Here is a 17,085-nt window from a genome sequence, read left to right on the forward strand (position 1 = left end):
TACTTATGAGGATTCAATGGCCGGTTGTTTCATTTCTGTAGTCTTTAATAAAGAAAAGCAAACAGTAGCTATAAGCTGTTCAAAAGAATAAAATACTAGTTCTAATCACCTTTCCAGAATTTTGATATTTTGCTATGCTAGTTTAGTATAAATTGGGCGAAGGTGGTTTTTATTTTGAGCTTATTTGAATGGCTTTCAGATTCCAAAACCTACAAGAAGTTAGATGAATCATTTTCAAATCAAGTAAGTAATCTTAATCCTGATACAGTTCTTATTTTGCTCAACGCCTTTTTGTGGATAGCGATTTTTATATTTATTGTGTATTGGGGCGTTAAAATATATAAAATCGCAAAAACACCAGGTAAAGATCTAATTAAGAAATACAAAGAAAATCTGCAAAGAACTAGCGATGATTCTAAACAGAAATCGATAATTCTTACTTTGATTGATCAAGTTAATGACGAGATTAAAGACCTAGTTTCTTTAGATGATCAAAAGACTGATTTAGTTCATGAACATGGTAAAAAGGTGCTTAATTTTACAACAACCCAGGTTCCTCTTTCGTTAAAAAGCACCAAAAGTATAAATCATCGTTGTGCAGTTTTTGTTTTAGATGAAGAAGATCCTTCAAAGCTTAAAATATTTGAAGGTTGCGGATACAGTATTAAGGGTAAAGAAAAATTAAGGTTAGATAGCAAGGAAAGTATTGCAGGAAAAGCATTCACCAGCGGAGAATATCAATATGAAAAAGACCTAACAAAAAGTAAGGATTTTAAGCCGCATCCCAAAGCGACAAAGGAGTACTTTTCCTTACTCTGCTATCCTGTTGTTGTTAATGAGAAGGTTGTTGCTGTACTAAGTATTGATGGGTCTGTTAAAGATTGTTTTACAAAAGACGACATTGCATATGTCAAAATGTTTTCAAATCTAGTAGGTATTACATTGAGCGTAATGAAGTATAATGTAACTAACCAAAAAGAGAGGGGAGATATCGATGGCGAAATACAGAACACTGGATGAAGCCAGAAAAGCCTATTTAAATGGAAAATTGACCCCCGAAGAGTATGCAGCGCATTTAAAGAAAAATTTACTTGCAGATAATAATCGCCGTGAATTTGATAGGAAGTCAAAAAGAATTGAACGTAAACTTGAACTAGTTTAACGACTAAAGAGCCACAGAATTATTCTGTAGGCTCTTTTTCGTGTTTGAGTAAGTCACCAGGGCTAACATCAAGATAAGTACAGAGCTTGTCTAGTAACTCCCTAGGATACCTTTCTAATTCATCGTTATATAGTTGCCTAATCGATTCTAGTCTGTGATTGATATCTCTGGAAACTTGGCGCAATGACAACTCTCTTTCATCAAGCAAGGCCTTTAAATTTGATTTAATCATAATAACACCTCCTCCCTTAATTATAAATGTCTCGTAAAAAGTGTCAATAATTTATTGACTCGTAAAAAGTGACATGTTACTATTAAGTCACGTTAAACGAGTCAAAAAGGGAGGGCTTATTATGAAACTATCAAATCTCTGGTCGGTTTATGAAATGGACAAGCGTACACAAGGGTACTCGAAGCACACGTTACAAGCCTATGCTATTCAGTTTAGATTATTAGTTGAAGCGTTAGAGGATATGAACATCGAGGAAATAACGGTATTCCACTTAAAGCAATACATTGCCGCACATGCGGATCGACTCAAGACCAGTAGCCTGGAACATCGAATTAAAACAATGAGATCTCTTTTTCGTTACGCGAATGAAGAGGGGATTATCGAAACGAATCCTGCTGCTAGACTTAAGTTTCCTAAACAAGGTGCAAGGGTGCCTAAATTTTTAAAAGAAGAAACGATTGAGTTGCTTAGAATCGGTTCTAAAACTGCTCTGGAATCAACACTTATTGAGTTTATGTATTCAGCTGGTGTGCGGATCGGGGAAGTGTACAGATTGAATCGTGATGACTTCAACTTCTCTGACCGCTCCGTCATCGTGAGAGGGAAGGGAGATAAAGAGAGGGAAGTTTATTTCTCAAAACGTGCTGAGATATGGATCAAGCGTTACCTCAAAGAAAGACAGGATGAAGATCCAGCTTTTATTGTCACTGAGCGCAATCCACACAGAAGAATGAGTATCGCTCAGATTCGTTATGTAGTAAAAAGGATTGCGAAGCGTGCTGGAGTGGACGAGAACGTGTACCCACACAAATTAAGACACACTTACGCTACGCACTTAGTTAACCGCGGTGCACCTATAGAAGTTATCCAACAATTCCTAGGTCATAGCAAAACCGAAACAACTATGATCTATGCTCATTTATCCGGTGAACACAGAAGAGAAGTTTATAGAAAGTATTTTTAGAGTCCTAGCCAGGGCTCTTTTTTATTTCGATGAATTCAGAGGTGATGTTGTGGAATATCAAATTGCGAGTGAAATAGCAACCAGCCAAGCTGTGTGGGCGATTTTATGTATCGTTCTTGCAGCTTATTTTATTAGGGAAACACGCAAGGAAAAAGCCGAAAGTGAAACTAGACTACTTATGATGCATGAAGAACAAAGAAAAGAGTCCGCGCAACGAGAAAAGAATCTAATGGAACATTTAAAACGTTCGAACGCTAGCCAAGAGAAAACATCGGAAACATTGGAGCAAATCCAATTTTCCCTAACCTCATTAGAAAATCGAATGGATCGGGTTGAAAAACATTACACAGAGCGTAGCTAATGCTGCGCTTTTTCTATTTCATTGAGAGGAGGTGTGGAAATGGGTAAACAAACCGTTATTCGAATTATCGTATTCGCTTTAGCTTGGGTTAACACTCTTCTAGCCAATACAGTTTATGACCTATCGTGGATTAATGAAGAGTCTGTATCGTTATTTGTAGCATTTGTTTGGTCTATGTGGACAGGTTGGAAAGATAATGACATTCGTAAAAAGACTATTGAAAATAAGGCTAAGTTAAAAGAATTAGAGGAGATGAAGAATAATGACTAAAATTATTGATATCAGAAACGAAACCCCTAAACGATCTACACGTGCTGAGTCTCGAATTAAAAAAATCGCTCGCCATCACTCAGCCACACTAACAGGGGACTTTTGGTCCTTCTGGAACGGTAGATGGAAAGGACTAGGCTGGTTAACGGGTGGTTACCATGAGATTATCTTTCCAGATGGGACGGTTCAACTCTGTTATGATTCTACCGTTATTACAAATGGGGTAAAAGACCACAACACTGTCACGTATCACATTTGTATGGTTGGTAACGGCTCATTTACAGACGCCCAAGAAAAGGCATGGGAAGAACGTTGTAAGCTTGCTATGAAGCGTTTTGGATTGAAAGAAAGTGATGTTCTAGGTCATAAAGAATTTAGTGGTCAAAACACAGCGTGCCCTGGCATTGATATGAACAAAGTGAGAGCATCACTTAAAGGGAATAAAGTAGAAGTGAAGGAAGAAGTTATTAAAGAAGTAGTTAAGCCGGTTGTAAAAGGGGTTCAAACGTCTTCACAACGAGTTTTAAGGAACGTTAGACCATTTATGACAGGAGAGGATGTAAAAGTCGTTCAACGTGCTGTAGGAGCTAAAGTGGATGGTTTCTATGGGGATGAAACAGAACGTCTTGTTAGAGCATTCCAAGAGCAGCACAACCTCATAATCGATGGAATAGCAGGACCTCAAGTCTTTAATGCTATCAAAGCCGGTAAGAAACTTTCTAAACCTAAATACAGTCGTTTATTACGTGTGGCTTCTCCTATGATGAGAGGAAAAGACGTTGAAGCCGTTCAAACAGCTCTAGGAGTAGCTATTGATGGTTGGTATGGTCCAGTAACAGAAGGAGCAGTTAAAGACTTCCAACGTTCTCAAGGGATCGCTGTAGATGGTATTGTAGGTCCTCAAACTTGGAGTAAATTGTTCTAATAAAAAACTTCTTATTTATTGTGGGGTGCAAAAATGAGTCTCAGTGATTACGAGACTCATTTAGCTTCTTTTTTTATAAGTGTGAAGGAATTAATATCTATAAAGTCATTTGGCTTCGCATTCATTAAAAATTTACGAGTAATTGCATAACTATTTCCATAGATGTTGAGATTAGGATAATTTAAAAATCCTTTGTCATGACTTAGAATATCATTGACTCCAATTGAGTTAGCAATAGCAACATGTTTTGCGTCTTCGATACTTCCACCATAAGTTGAATACAATGTTTCAGCTGACCTATGAACAACAGTATCATTATAATCATTTGCAGTTACTTCTAAACCTAAGTTCTCTAAAAGCGAAAAAAGCTCATCTCGTTTTTGGAGAACAGATTTATTCAATTGACTAGATTGATATGAGGTCATTTTATTTTCTGCCATTTTCCAACTTGGTGTGTTGCCGCGCTTTGTTATACCATTCAAATCTGCATATTTACTATATTCTGAAGCGTGTAGAACTCTCGTAACTTCCTGTTTAGTATGTGAAGACCAAAAAATTACACCGTCTTGTTGAGTCACGCTAGTTAGAAAAGACTTTACTAAATCACTATTTTCACGATCTAGAGCTATGTCTATAATTGGATTCGCATCTAAATATATAGTCTCTGGATAAGGAATTGTGGTATTTCCCCAATTAGCATCGTTAATACTAAAAACAACAGATTTTTTTTCGTTACTCATCAGTAAAGGAACCACCCTCGTGCTTTCGTACCATTCTATTGCATCAGGATGGATACTCAGTTGAAAGTTATTTAGATTTTCAAATATTTGTTTTTTATTTTTATCATTTAATGCTTTTTGTTTTTTAAATCGGTTTATTAATTCTTTTCTTTTTTCTATAGGTTGGATCCTTTTTTCCATATCACAACCTCTTTCTATATTATTATTTATACATTTTCTTTGATAATTTGACTAAGTCTGTTTGAAAAATATCTAACATTCCGCTGATTGACTTGCTAATTTCTGTAATGTTTTTAACATCGTAAGTGAGCAATTGTGCTCTCAGAAATATATTATTTTCATTTCTTATGTAAGGTTCAAGAAATAAATCGCCCTCATAATCTTCAGTATTAACAATAAACCTTTGTCCTACACCTTTTATATATGTAGGAAGGTCATCCTGAATGACACTAAATTTATTTAAAGATTGTTGAAGTGAATTTTGTTCAACGAAATCTGTTCCTTCCATTTTTAGCTCTACCCGGCCAACTTCTTCAAATTCTAGCAAATCATTTACATCTTTTAGGATTGAAGCAATATATTGAATGTCAATATTATTTAATTTACCTGAGTAAACATATGTAATTTGTCCAGGAGCAATTGCTACTGCGTCTGTAGCACCTCTAAAAAATAGCGCACCGTTTTGTTCCTGAAAGTCAGGGAAATCCTTAAGTACTGATCGTAATTTTAATTTATCTACAGAAAAATCTTTAATTTCATTCAAAATAAAGTTGAAGTTTGCATTTAAAATATTCATTTAAGCCTCCATTTTGGTGCCTTTTTGTAATTATCTTACATTATTTATCTACTTTCATGCAATGAAATTCTATTAGAATAAATATAAATAAAGGACAAACAGAATTTTCATGTCAGATAATCATCTGTAAATTGTTGAACTTTGTCTCTTTTTGAATATTATTAAGAAAAGGAGGCATGTCTTATGAAAAAAGAATTAAATGATCTTATAGTTGAATTTGAAATGAAATTAAAAAGACCTCTAAAAGAGATCGAGGTCAAGGTGCTTGAATTTCTTATCAAGACAGAACCGAAAAATTCATCTGAATCCGATCCTCTTCAATACCTCCAGTAAGTCCTTCTTGCTTTTACCTGTCCACAACATTAATTCTTCCATTGTCGGATTTCTCCCTTTAGTTATGTTTACGTTTTGTATGATTTGTTTTACCTTTCGTTCGATGTCGTTCATAATTTTCTCTTCCTTTTTGATCGGATAAAAAGAAGAGCCGATTAAGGCTCTTCGTTGCTTTAACTAACTTCCTCAAACAACTCTGCAATATCATGAACATTCAACACATTCATTATTCGTATTAAATATCCCACAGAAGGTGTAGATTTTGCTACTCCGTCAATGTTTTTGCACCAATTAGAAACTTGGGAACGCTCTGCCTCTATTTGTTCCGCTAACCAAGTTTTAGAAATCCCTTTTGATTTTAAATATATCCCCAATTTGCTCCTGACTTTTATTTTCAAATCAACCAGCCTCTCCTAAAGAAATACCTGGTAATATTATCTCTTATTCTAGCCCGATGAACAATTGAGTAAAAAAGTATACATTTTCGTAAACAATTTTATAAATGTACGTGCATAAAAGAGATGCGCATTCAATAAACTCTTAATAACTACTTGAGAAGGAGGTAAGAACATGAACGATAAATACATTCGAAAACCGATAGTATTTAATAGGCGATCCGCTTGGCACATGGAAATCTATACGAGGATTCAAGGGGAGTCAGACAACTTTTCTGGATATGTAATGTCTATTCTAAAAGAACACTTTGATAGGAAACCCAGATTAGAGAAGAGTCATTATGCAGAGTCAAAAACAATCGATAAAGAGATTGAAAGAAATGGGAAAGAGCATCCGACTTTGGAGGTTCAACAAGAAATAATAGAAAATATAACTCTTCCCAAACTATTCAGGCCATAATTTTCAAATGTACCTGCATTTTTGGAATATGGTAAGCATAAAATGTTCCAAAGGAAACTTGTGAACGACGGAACATTTTATGAATAGCTTATCCATACCGTTTTAGAGCGGCAAACTTCCGATTAGCAAGCCTGTCAGACCGATAGTTATTAACACAGCTTCAACCATAGTTATTAACTCCTTTCTTGAAGATATTGTCTTCAATTTTATTTTGGTCAAAACGTATAAAATTATACACGAAAGGGTGTTTTATTTTATGACAGCATCATGGTTATTCTTTATCGGTGTACTTTTCACATGGACTATTTGGGTAGGGTTTGGATTTAAATGGTATGTAAATAAACACGCGAAGAGAAACAAAAAACTTAGATAAGGGGTGATCGAGGTGAGAGCAGAGGTAATTACCTTTAGTGACTTTATGGACGGGAGTTTCGATAGTGTTAAGATTAAGCCTAAGAATCTACAAAGGTTAGCTATCACGCTTTGGACGACATCGGCAGCATTAATGACATCGCCAGCTATGGCATCAACAAAGACAACCAGCTTATGGTCGGAGTTCAAACCTCTCTTTGGTGTATTCCAAGACGTCGCTATGATTATAGGTGCAATTGCCATTTTTGCTGGATTGATTACAATGGTGTTTAAAAAACGATTAGGTGTGCAAATGATCGTTACGTCATCGATTATTGTAGGAGGGTGTTTCTTGGTCCCTGCGGCAATCATGCTAGTATCAATAATTGGCACAATGCTTAATGGAGCCTTAGAGAATGTCTTTAATAATTTCCAACTAGAAAACTCAGTTAAGGTGAGTGGTTGATATGGTCAGGTTCGTCGGTGGTGTTGTGGTTGGTATCTTAGTAGGTTCATTTTTCGGTTGGGTTTTAGGTGTTTTCTATGCAGTTGAAGCTATAGAGCCAACTCTAATAATGAAATATTTAGCGACATTAAAGGGGTTGATGTGATGAAGGTTGTTGTAACTCCTAGAAAAAAATTATGTAAGCCGATTGAGAAGCCTATAAAACAATATAAAGAAAGATTACCCGCTGTCATAAAAATGAATTATCCAATAAAAACAGAAGGGTATCAAGTTAAACAAATAAACCAAGATGTAACAATATATCAACCTAAAATGAAGCAGACAATCGAAACATTGAAAGAGTTCGGAAACGAGAAGATAGGATTTAAAATAGCCGAGCCTAAAAATGTCACATATCGTATTCAGCCAGTACCAAGCACAAAAAACGATAAAGTGAATCTGTTTATTGATGCATACGCAAATAATTACAGACAACTAGCGCAACAATTATCCAGAATTAAATGGGATGAAGAAGGGGTTCACTTACCTGAACAGGATAAGGTGTTTTTTGAAACAGAAATTACAAATAAGGCATTTAATCAATATATCACCACTTCGGAGAATTTAGCAGAATACACAAAGCAACAAGTTGATTTTACGTGGTTTAAGTCTCCTATTTATCGAGTGAAAGAAGATAAGATTTACAAAGGTGTTCACTCAGAAAATACCATTGGATATGAGTTTTCATTGCAAAGATCTTCAGGACTTGCGCTTGATATGGTGAATCAACAATATACCGAGAAGCCTTTGAGGGAATTCTTAGAGCTTAGTAAAACTTTATTGAAAGGAGAAAAGGTGATTATCCAGTTTGGCTTTAAGTCTTGCGAGAGTGATTGGTGGAAAGATGCTGAGGCCGAAATTAAGAACAATAGGAAAGGTTCAAAACCCACCGACAAGTCAAAATTGAAGCTAGGATTTGCTGGCTTTGATTGTTGTTTAAGATTAATTGTAAACACTGCCGATAAAAGCAGGCTTGAAACTGTTGCAAGAGGGTATATCTTATCACTAAAACAATTGGATGATGATAATAAGCTTATTGAAAAGAAGGTTCATAAGAAGAAATTTGATGCCTGGTTAAATAAGAAGGTATTGAAAAGGAAAATTACTGTTCCTTACAAATTTACAAACAGATTTATCTTAACGCATCGCGAAATAAAGAACTTTATTAAGATACCACAACGTACCCTTCAAAAGGACTTTGAACTAGATGTAAACGAAAGGGAAGAAACAACCGTTCACAAGAGTCTGCTGTCAAAAAGCGGTTTAAGGATTGGTCATTCAAAAGTTGGTGATGAAAACTATCCTATCACTTTGCCCTTTAATAAAACCAAGCAAGCGTTAGACGATTTCATGAAAACTTATGTATTTATGGGAGCGCCGCGAACAGGGAAAGATACATCTCAATGCAACTTCCTGATTGAAGCAGCTAAGTTTGGTTGTGGAGCGATTGTGCCGGATGTAATTGATGAAAAAGGCAATGACAGAGGAATGGCCGATACATTAAGGGATGCTATTCCTAAAGATAAACTTATAGATGTTGATTTATGCGATACGAATTATCCTATTTATCTTGGATTTGATGACTTGATCGAGCTGATCGGCGAAGGTGGTGTTGATGAAATCGCTAGTGATTTAGTCAGGATCCTTGATCTGGAAGAACACTACGCTTCAAAATCCTTAACGAGATTAATCGCTAAAGCTTGCAGATGTAATTTGTACAACATGTTTTGTTTTCTGAAATCAGATAGTTACGCTAAAGAGGTTTATAACCAGTTATTAAGTACTGATGAACTACTTGCTATGCAGGTGAAAAACGAATATATAGATGTAACTGTACCAGCAAATGTGAAAGGCGCTGTTTTATCAAGAATAGATGACTTATTAGGAATTGGGATAGTAAAGAACATGTTTGCTCAGAAACCGTCAGCCAGATTTAATTTGAAGAAATTTATTGAAGAGAATAAGGTTGTTCTTATTAGAATGAGAAAGACAGGAGGAGTCGGTGAGTTTGGAGCAAGAGTGCTGATGAACATATTGACACTTAAGGTATTCAGAATTAAGAAGATGCTTCAGAATGATACTTGTACATTTATGGTCTTCAATGAACCGCACCAATATGACAGTAAAGCACTTACTCAAACAATGGAGGATATGCTATTAGAATGCCCTAAGTATAGGTTAGGACTATTATTTGCTTTTCATCATCCAGCTAAGCTTCCAAAGTCTCTATGGGATAACATGCAAACTGCAGCAATGAACTTCTTCTTATTTAAAAACACAAACTTTAGTGTCTATAAGGACTTAGCAGATCAGTTGAAGCCAATAGATATAGATGTAGCAATGAAAACAGAAAAATACGAATCTATATTTTTGCCATATATCAATGGAAAGCAGTTAACGCCTCTATTCGTGAAAATGCTACCGCCAGCCAAAGATCGGCAAGAAATGTATGACAATAGTGATCTAAAGGGGCAGCACGCCATAAAGTATGGTACACCTATTACAATTGTGCGGCAGTCAATTAAAGAAAGAGAAATGGCTATGTATACGAAAGAGGAAGACGGAGAAGAAAAGCCGAAATCAAAGAGTAAAAAAGCATAAGGGGATGAGGGTATGAAGCGGAAAATGGTGAGATTTAATTACGACGATGAAAAACTTCTGAACCACGCGCTTCAATACGATTTTTCGGATTATATAAAAAGGCTTATTGAGTATGATATGGTTAACAACATATTTAATGACACTAGAACCATTCATGAGGTATATATCAATTGGATGAGTAAGAATGTGTGGAGAGATTGACCACGATACCACAAAATGACCACACAGTAATATAAAATAGATTGCGTTGGTTTACACTACTTTATATTATCGGCTTTTTAACCTTCATTACATTCCATTAAATTAATATAGAAGAAACTAGTCTCAAAGCCTTCTCGAAACAACGCACGTTGAGTGCGTCTCGCAACTTTTTTTAATAGAAGGCAACTAACCTCTAACTCAATGAGAAGATAAATGATAAGGGGACTATTTAAAAGCTTACCAGCACCCAAAGTGTTGCCACATACAATCGGGACATTGCGAAGCGGTCCCGTGGTTGGGGTATCAAATTTTATTAAAAGAACGAGTTCCGATATTGGTGGAATTCGTTCTTTTTTGCTTGTTAAGGTGTGTATCTCCAATCTATTCATGCAACATATGAGAATACATATTTTTAAAGTGTTAAGCGTCGATTTCCTTTATAACAAACCCTCTTGCAAAGGTATTTAAAATACGTATGAGGCGATCTGTCATTTCACCGGGTGTCACATCAAAACCCTGCGCAATCCAGTCCATAATTAATCCTGCCGTACCATATGCCATATAACGCTTTTGGTGGTAATCATCAACAGAAGATACGTCGTATTGAATATCGAATTTATTTTTCAATAAATTAAATATCGCTTCAGGCAGTTGCTGGTGAATGTTTGGCAAAGTATCTTCTAAAAGTAATAATGTAAAGTAATCACGGTGATCGTAAATATAATACAACAAATCGAACGAGTTTGTTGTTAACTCTTCTACTTTTACCCGACTATCACTTTGGTATTTTGACGTGCTGTAATACTGAATGGCTTCAAACATTTCATTCATTAACTCTTCAACAAGCTCATTTATGTTTTGATAATACACATAATAGGTTGTTCGATTATATTGCGCATAATCAACGATGTCCTTCACCGTAACAGCACTATATCCCTTTTTATGTACGATTTCAATAAATGCCTTTTTTAAGAAATTCTTTGTCTGCATCGCTTGTTTGGAGTTGGATTTCATCATATTCCTCTCCTATTAGACAGATTTGATGAAAGTGTTGGTTTCCTCAACATTATAGCAAATATTAAGGATGGTTTACAGAAAGAGAAACCTAGTAAACTATAAGTGTAGCTAGATTTATTAGGAAGTTACAAAATATAAGATTTGAACAATTTGGAGGAGATAGTATGAGAGGTTGGCTATTTTCAGGTACAAATAAACCACTAGAATTGATTGAAAAAGAAGTTCCAAAAGCGATTCCAGGTCACGTTGTGATAGACGTGAAAGCTGCTGGTCTATGTCATTCAGACGTTGCAGCATTACAAGATCCAGGTTGGATGCCACTTTTCCCAAATGGTCCTGTTATTATGGGACATGAGTTTGCTGGGGTTGTTATTGAAGTGGGTGAAGGTGTTGAAGGTATTAAAGTTGGAGATCGCGTTGGGGCTAACCCAATGGATCGAGCAACGAAAATAACTGCTGGGTACAACTATGACGGTGGATATGCAGAAAAAGTTCGAGTTCCTGCTCACCAATGTGTAATTATCCCTGAAAGCGTTTCATTTATGGAGGGAGCAGCTTCAACAGACGCAGGAATCACAGCGTATCGTGCTCTTTTCAGTATTGGACAAGCAAAAGAAGGTACAAAATTAGGAATTATCGGTATCGGTGGACTTGGTCAATTTGCTCTACAAATGGCATTGATTAAAGGGTGCGAAGTATACGCTACAGATGTATCTCCAGAAGCTCGAAAACTTGCTGAAGAATTAGGGGCTACAAAAGTTTACGATACTATTTTAGATATGAAAGAAGCTGAATGTGATGTTATTGTTGACTTTGCTGGCTTTGGACAAACAACTTCTGATGCACTAGAAGCTGTAAAAGTTCAAGGAACAGTTGTCATAGTTGGTATGGGTAAATTAGAATCAAATATCAACACGTATTTAATGATTACGAAAGAAATTAAGCTATTAGGAAGTAATGGTGGGTCAGTAGAAGATCTGAAAGGTGTATATGATTGTTTCGCTACTGGAAGAATGAGCCCAAATTTAATCACAATCCCATTTGAAGAAATCGACAAAGGTATAGAAAAACTGAAAAATCATGAAGTAAAGGGACGCTTAGTAGCTGTATTTGAATAAATATAAAACTATCCTCTATAATGATAAAGCCTGTGATTTTTGTCTTGAAATTTCACAGGCTTTTATACTTTTAGCACAAAAATCTAAAAATAATATCATAACAAACAAGAAAGTAAATTTGATTTCACCCAAATTCTTCAATCGCTCTACTCGAAGCTAGTTATGTCCCAGCTTGTTTTATTTCAGTTAAATTGTAATATCCGAAAATGACGAAATTTTCCCTAGTTAATTTTTAAGATTTTCACTTTCTTCATTTAAAAAACCTTTGTTAAAGGTAATATGAACCAAAAAAAATTACGTTTTTGTTAATTTTAGTGACGGTTAACTGTAAAGTAATTATAATTCCATTTATAGGAAAATAATATATTTTTTTAGTTAGGAGTTATAATTATGAAGAGATTGAAACGAATTGGAAGTGTAGTGGGTGCGGTATCTTTAGCTACAATGTTAGTTGCATGTTCAACAGATTCTTCTACTGTATCAGTGGTGGTAGAAGCAGAGGAAGAAGAAGTTATCCGTGACATCACAGAGAAGGAAGTTCTGGAATTTCAGCAAAGTTGGGGAGAAGGAATTGTTCATATCGGAGAAGTACACAGCGAAGGTGGCGACTATGAAGCCGCTGCATCTGAGCATATCGAGCGTTTCTATGGTTATGACATAGGCAATGTTCTTTTCAAACCTACTTTAGCTAGTGAAAAACGTTTCCGCGATACCTTTGAAGGCGCATTGTCTTATTTTATAGGAGGAAATGAGGCATACCCCGAGGATAACGGCTTTGCTATTGCACCTTGGACAGATGTACAGTGGGAAAATGAAGGAGTTATAATTGAAGGAAATAAGGCTGTAAGTATGGGTGTTTACTATTTTACACCAGCTAATGGGGGAGAACCTGTCGAGGTAGAATACAATTTCGCTCATACAAGAAATAATGATGGCGATCTGAAAATTGTCCTTCACGGCTCTCATTACCCGTATAGTCCTTAATTAGTTTTCTCTGTTTATATTAAGTGTTAGTTTTAAAAATAGCGTAGAGGAGTGGGGGGTAACCTGCCCCTCTTTTTGGTTATACCTAGTACAGAGGATTTAGTGCAAGTCTGATGCATGTTAGTGGAGTTCTTTTCTGTTTTATATAAATGTCACTCCATCCATTGCAATATGTTTTTAGGCTAAGTAAACTATTAATATGAAATTGATTTCATGTATTTGAACAATGGAGTGATCGTTAAGTGGCTACCATATCAGATGTTGCAAAATTATCGGGATTATCGAAGACGACGGTTTCCCGTGTGATAAATAATCATCCTTATGTTTCAGAAAAGAAGAGAGAGCTAGTACTAAAGGCTATGAAAGAGCTTGGATATACACCGAACCCTTCCGCAAGAAGGCTGAGAGGTCAGTTAACAACGACATTAGGCGTTATTGTCCCTCGAATTGTGAATCCATTCTTTGCACATTTAATAAATTCTATTGAGCAAGCTGCCTATAAAAAGGGTTATCAAGTGTTGATTTGTCAAAGTTATGAAGATAAACAAAAAGAATTAGCATTTTTAGATTTATTAAAAACAAAGCAAGTAGACGGAATTATTATGACTTCAATTGAAAATGATTGGGCGGTTATAGAATCATATAATGAGTATGGGCCTATTATGTTATGTAATGATTACGTAAATCAAAAAGAAGTTCCGATGATTCGCCTAGATCAATCAAAAGGGGCTTATACAGGGGCCAATCATTTAATTGAACGGGGGCATCAAAAAATAGCCTACTGTACCGGTGGATTATTTGATGAAGAAGGAAAAGGGAAAGATCGCAATCAGGGGTTTCAAAGAGCACTAAGTGAAGCTGGAATTAAGATTGATCCAAAATGGATTTTTATTGATCAACATACGATTGAAGACGGCAAACACGTACTAAGACAAATTTTAGAGATGAAAGACCGCCCCACTGCTATTTTTACAGGGAGTGATGAAGTGGCGGGTGGAATTATCCTGGAAGCAAAAGATCATGGTTTAACGATTCCTAATGATCTAGCTGTTATTGGGTTTGATGATCAACCAATTGCAGAGATAGTAGATCCTAAATTAACGACCATTCGCCAACCTGTTGATCAAATGGGGGAAAAATCAATAGAAACTATGATTCAAATGCTCGAGAATCCAGAAATGGAGATCAAAAATTATGAGCTTCCAATAGAATTAATTGTACGACAATCGACGTAATGTGTAAGCAATCCATAATTGAACTTATGGATTGCTTCCTTTTGTTAGAGAGAATCTCGGCAAAAAGTGTAGTAATGAGTATTTGTTTGAGTCGCTTGTATATTTTTGGAATGTAGCAATGTACAAGAAAGCGTTGACAGATTTTGAAAATGAAAAGTATAATAAAAACAGAAATCGGTTCCATAACCAAAAGGGGTTTTAAAAGTATCAATCAATAGTCAAAACAAGATATTTTTTTAATTGCATATGGAACCGATACCATATACATATCATTGGTTGATTTTATCCTATTTATTATGAATGAAAAGGGTAATGCTGGATTAATTAGTATTTAAATCACTATATGTTTTTTTGGGGTCAATATGGAACCGATACCACAACTAGAACTTATCTTATGGAGGAAACAACATGGAAAAGAAATGGTGGCAAAAAGAAGTAATCTATCAAATTTATCCGAAAAGTTTCTATGATTCAAATAATGATGGAATAGGGGATATTAAAGGAATTACGCAAAAACTAGATTATTTACAGTCGTTGGGAATTACGATGGTATGGATTTGTCCGATTTATAAATCGCCTATGGCCGATAATGGTTACGATATCTCTGATTATTATCAATTAAACCCGGAGTTTGGAGAAATGAGCGATCTAGATGAGTTGATCGAAAAGGCAAAAGTAAAAGGAATAAAAGTTGTCCTTGATCTTGTTATCAACCATACGTCAGATGAACATCCATGGTTCCAAGATTTACTTCAGAACCCGAATACAAGTCAGTATAGAGACTATTATATTTTAAAAACAGGAGAAAATGGTCAACCCCCTACTAATTGGCGCTCGGTTTTTGGGGGAAGCGTATGGGAGCCTTTGCCAAATACAGATGAGTACTATTTCCATTCATTTGATGTGAAGCAACCTGATTTAAACTGGGAAAATAAAGAAGTAAGAGAAGAGTTATATAAAATGGTGAATTACTGGCTCGAAAAAGGAATTGCTGGTTTTAGAGTAGATGCAATAACGTTTATTAAGAAAGATCAAAACTATGATAATCTTCGTCCTGATGGAGTAGATGGGCTTGTCAAATGTACGAAGAAGGCCCGTAATCAGCCAGGTATTGAAGAATTTTTACATGAGTTAAATGACGAGACATTTTCTAAATATAATTGTGTAACGATTGGTGAAGCTCCTGGGGTACCTTATGAACAATACGGGGATTACATTGGCGACAATGGCTACTTCTCAATGATTTTTGATTTTAGATATGCAGATCTTGATGTTGCTTCTGGAAGTGAGTGGTTTAGAAGAATTGATTGGAATGTCCTAGACTTAAAGAAATTAATCTTTACGAGTCAAAAGGAAATCCAAAAAGCTGGTTGGGGAGCGAACTTTTTAGAGAATCATGATCAGAACAGATCGATCAGTAAGTATATAAAAGAAGAGGAGAATCGAAACTTTTATTCAGCGACCATGCTAGGGGCAATGTTTTTCTTTCTTCGGGGAACACCTTTTATCTACCAAGGTCAGGAAATTGGCATGACAAACTTTGAACGGAAAAATATTGAAGAGTTTGATGACATCTCTAGCATCGATCAATATTATCGTTCTATGAAAGAAGGCTTTAGTGAAGAAGAAGCGCTTCATTTTATTAATTTACGAAGCCGTGATAATTCTAGAACGCCATTTCATTGGAATAATAAGCAATTTGGTGGGTTCTCAGAAGTTAAGCCTTGGTTAGGAATGAACGAGAATTACACAACGATCAATGTGGAACAACAAAAGCAAGATCCGAATTCAATTTTGCAGTTTTATAAAGAAATGATTCAAGTTAGACAGTCGAGCGAGGCAAGTGAATGCTTAATTTATGGAGAAATTGAACCTATTTTAGAAGATCATCCGACGATTGTTGCCTATAAACGAAAGTATCGGAATGAAGAAGTTGTTTGCTATTTCAACTTTTCGTCTGAGGATCAAAAAGTTGAATTAGAACATAGCAATTTTAATGTTCTATTAAACAATTACGAGACCCTATCTGAACAAATAAGTTCATTAAAACCTTACCAAGCACTAATACTCCAAAAGAAAGAAGCGGGTTATAATGAGTGAAAATAAATACGAACGTATAGGAAAAGAACTGATTCAAGTCATCGGTGAAGATAATATTGAATCGTATGTTCATTGTGCGACAAGACTACGATTCTCAGTGAAAGATCGGAAAACGATTAATGATGAGGCCATTGAAAAAATTGATGAAGTAAAAGGGGTATTTTATAATGCAGGTCAATATCAGGTCATTTTAGGTACTGGAACAGTTAATAAAGTCTATTCTGCTCTAAGAGGGGGAGACCAGATGAAGAGGAGGAGCAAGAGTCATCGTCTTCTAATAAGGAAAAGGGAATCAGAAGGGCAGTTCGAACGTTAGCTGATATCTTTATTCCGAT

The 17,085-nt window shown here is 35.6% G+C and carries 21 protein-coding genes; 16 read left to right on the forward strand and 5 right to left on the reverse strand.

The window, feature by feature from the left end:
- Nucleotides 1-174: 174 nt before the first annotated feature.
- Together BkAM31D_RS02275 and BkAM31D_RS23420 are read left to right on the forward strand one after the other, a co-directional pair.
- Entirely contained in the window at nt 175-1,020 is an 846-nt protein-coding gene (locus BkAM31D_RS02275; protein WP_066161155.1) for a GAF domain-containing protein, read from the forward strand.
- Nucleotides 995-1,162: a hypothetical protein gene (locus BkAM31D_RS23420; protein WP_157076940.1), complete on the forward strand. Its 168-nt coding sequence runs from the start codon at nt 995-997 to the stop codon at nt 1,160-1,162. Before BkAM31D_RS02275 ends, BkAM31D_RS23420 begins: the two co-directional genes overlap by 26 nt.
- 19 nt (nt 1,163-1,181) lie before the next feature.
- Here BkAM31D_RS23420 and BkAM31D_RS02280 read toward each other — a convergent pair whose 3' ends face one another.
- Complete coding sequence (locus tag BkAM31D_RS02280) at nt 1,182-1,394, reverse strand: helix-turn-helix domain-containing protein (protein ID WP_066161153.1); 213 nt, start codon at nt 1,392-1,394, stop codon at nt 1,182-1,184.
- Between the two features lie 121 nt (nt 1,395-1,515).
- Here BkAM31D_RS02280 and BkAM31D_RS02285 point away from each other — a divergent pair, with 121 nt between their 5' ends.
- From BkAM31D_RS02285 to BkAM31D_RS02300, 4 genes are read left to right on the forward strand one after another with little or no spacing between them, the layout of a single operon-like run.
- Nucleotides 1,516-2,358, forward strand: a complete 843-nt coding sequence (locus BkAM31D_RS02285; protein ID WP_066161151.1) for a tyrosine-type recombinase/integrase — start codon at nt 1,516-1,518, stop codon at nt 2,356-2,358.
- Nucleotides 2,359-2,407: 49 nt separating this feature from the next.
- Nucleotides 2,408-2,719, forward strand: a complete 312-nt coding sequence (locus BkAM31D_RS02290; RefSeq protein WP_066161148.1) for a hypothetical protein — start codon at nt 2,408-2,410, stop codon at nt 2,717-2,719.
- A gap of 39 nt (nt 2,720-2,758) precedes the next feature.
- Nucleotides 2,759-2,989 carry a phage holin gene (locus tag BkAM31D_RS02295; protein ID WP_085449724.1) on the forward strand — a complete coding sequence of 77 codons (231 nt, stop codon included), beginning with the start codon at nt 2,759-2,761 and terminating at the stop codon, nt 2,987-2,989.
- On the forward strand, nt 2,982-3,914 hold the full coding sequence (locus tag BkAM31D_RS02300; RefSeq protein ID WP_085449725.1) for a peptidoglycan recognition protein family protein: 933 nt from the start codon (nt 2,982-2,984) through the stop codon (nt 3,912-3,914). Before BkAM31D_RS02295 ends, BkAM31D_RS02300 begins: the two co-directional genes overlap by 8 nt.
- A 56-nt stretch (nt 3,915-3,970) precedes the next feature.
- Here the strand turns inward: BkAM31D_RS02300 and BkAM31D_RS02305 are convergent, their stop codons facing one another.
- Nucleotides 3,971-4,834 carry a type II toxin-antitoxin system VapC family toxin gene (locus tag BkAM31D_RS02305; RefSeq protein WP_085449726.1) on the reverse strand — a complete coding sequence of 288 codons (864 nt, stop codon included), beginning with the start codon at nt 4,832-4,834 and terminating at the stop codon, nt 3,971-3,973.
- A 22-nt stretch (nt 4,835-4,856) separates the two neighbouring features.
- Nucleotides 4,857-5,450 carry a hypothetical protein gene (locus BkAM31D_RS02310; protein WP_066158171.1) on the reverse strand — a complete coding sequence of 198 codons (594 nt, stop codon included), beginning with the start codon at nt 5,448-5,450 and terminating at the stop codon, nt 4,857-4,859.
- Nucleotides 5,451-5,633: 183 nt separating this feature from the next.
- On the opposite strand from BkAM31D_RS02310, the gene BkAM31D_RS23425 reads away from it, so the two are divergent.
- Nucleotides 5,634-5,783 (forward strand): hypothetical protein, encoded by a 150-nt coding sequence (locus BkAM31D_RS23425; protein WP_157076881.1) that lies wholly within the window; start codon nt 5,634-5,636, stop codon nt 5,781-5,783.
- A 173-nt stretch (nt 5,784-5,956) separates the two neighbouring features.
- Here BkAM31D_RS23425 and BkAM31D_RS02315 read toward each other — a convergent pair whose 3' ends face one another.
- Nucleotides 5,957-6,157, reverse strand: coding sequence for a helix-turn-helix domain-containing protein (locus BkAM31D_RS02315; RefSeq protein WP_169801150.1), 201 nt, complete (start codon nt 6,155-6,157; stop codon nt 5,957-5,959).
- A gap of 196 nt (nt 6,158-6,353) precedes the next feature.
- On the opposite strand from BkAM31D_RS02315, the gene BkAM31D_RS02320 reads away from it, so the two are divergent.
- The 4 genes from BkAM31D_RS02320 (at nt 6,354) to BkAM31D_RS02330 (ending at nt 10,095) form a co-directional block, all read left to right on the forward strand.
- Nucleotides 6,354-6,638, forward strand: coding sequence for a hypothetical protein (locus tag BkAM31D_RS02320; protein WP_066158166.1), 285 nt, complete (start codon nt 6,354-6,356; stop codon nt 6,636-6,638).
- A 385-nt stretch (nt 6,639-7,023) separates the two neighbouring features.
- On the forward strand, nt 7,024-7,455 hold the full coding sequence (locus BkAM31D_RS02325; RefSeq protein WP_066158164.1) for a hypothetical protein: 432 nt from the start codon (nt 7,024-7,026) through the stop codon (nt 7,453-7,455).
- Between the two features lies 1 nt (nt 7,456).
- Nucleotides 7,457-7,600 carry a hypothetical protein gene (locus tag BkAM31D_RS23430; RefSeq protein WP_157076879.1) on the forward strand — a complete coding sequence of 48 codons (144 nt, stop codon included), beginning with the start codon at nt 7,457-7,459 and terminating at the stop codon, nt 7,598-7,600.
- Complete coding sequence (locus tag BkAM31D_RS02330; protein ID WP_066158162.1) at nt 7,600-10,095, forward strand: type IV secretory system conjugative DNA transfer family protein; 2,496 nt, start codon at nt 7,600-7,602, stop codon at nt 10,093-10,095. Before BkAM31D_RS23430 ends, BkAM31D_RS02330 begins: the two co-directional genes overlap by 1 nt.
- Before the next feature lie 621 nt (nt 10,096-10,716).
- On the opposite strand, the gene BkAM31D_RS02340 is transcribed toward BkAM31D_RS02330, so the two are convergent.
- Nucleotides 10,717-11,313 (reverse strand): TetR/AcrR family transcriptional regulator, encoded by a 597-nt coding sequence (locus tag BkAM31D_RS02340; RefSeq protein ID WP_084372386.1) that lies wholly within the window; start codon nt 11,311-11,313, stop codon nt 10,717-10,719.
- Nucleotides 11,314-11,477: 164 nt separating this feature from the next.
- On the opposite strand from BkAM31D_RS02340, the gene BkAM31D_RS02345 reads away from it, so the two are divergent.
- The 5 genes from BkAM31D_RS02345 (at nt 11,478) to BkAM31D_RS24055 (ending at nt 17,066) form a co-directional block, all read left to right on the forward strand.
- Nucleotides 11,478-12,431 carry a zinc-binding dehydrogenase gene (locus BkAM31D_RS02345; RefSeq protein WP_066158155.1) on the forward strand — a complete coding sequence of 318 codons (954 nt, stop codon included), beginning with the start codon at nt 11,478-11,480 and terminating at the stop codon, nt 12,429-12,431.
- A gap of 390 nt (nt 12,432-12,821) precedes the next feature.
- Nucleotides 12,822-13,415, forward strand: a complete 594-nt coding sequence (locus tag BkAM31D_RS02350; protein WP_066158153.1) for a metal-independent carbonic anhydrase family protein — start codon at nt 12,822-12,824, stop codon at nt 13,413-13,415.
- 242 nt (nt 13,416-13,657) lie between these two features.
- On the forward strand, nt 13,658-14,650 hold the full coding sequence (locus BkAM31D_RS02355) for a LacI family DNA-binding transcriptional regulator (protein ID WP_066158151.1): 993 nt from the start codon (nt 13,658-13,660) through the stop codon (nt 14,648-14,650).
- Nucleotides 14,651-15,058: 408 nt separating this feature from the next.
- On the forward strand, nt 15,059-16,750 hold the full coding sequence (locus BkAM31D_RS02360) for a glycoside hydrolase family 13 protein (protein WP_066158149.1): 1,692 nt from the start codon (nt 15,059-15,061) through the stop codon (nt 16,748-16,750).
- Nucleotides 16,743-17,066, forward strand: coding sequence for a glucose PTS transporter subunit EIIB (locus BkAM31D_RS24055; RefSeq protein WP_218970367.1), 324 nt, complete (start codon nt 16,743-16,745; stop codon nt 17,064-17,066). Before BkAM31D_RS02360 ends, BkAM31D_RS24055 begins: the two co-directional genes overlap by 8 nt.
- The last annotated feature ends 19 nt before the right edge of the window (nt 17,067-17,085 follow it).

It is taken from the genome of Halalkalibacter krulwichiae (assembly GCF_002109385.1).
Classification (GTDB): Bacteria; Bacillota; Bacilli; order Bacillales; family Bacillaceae_D; genus Halalkalibacter; species Halalkalibacter krulwichiae.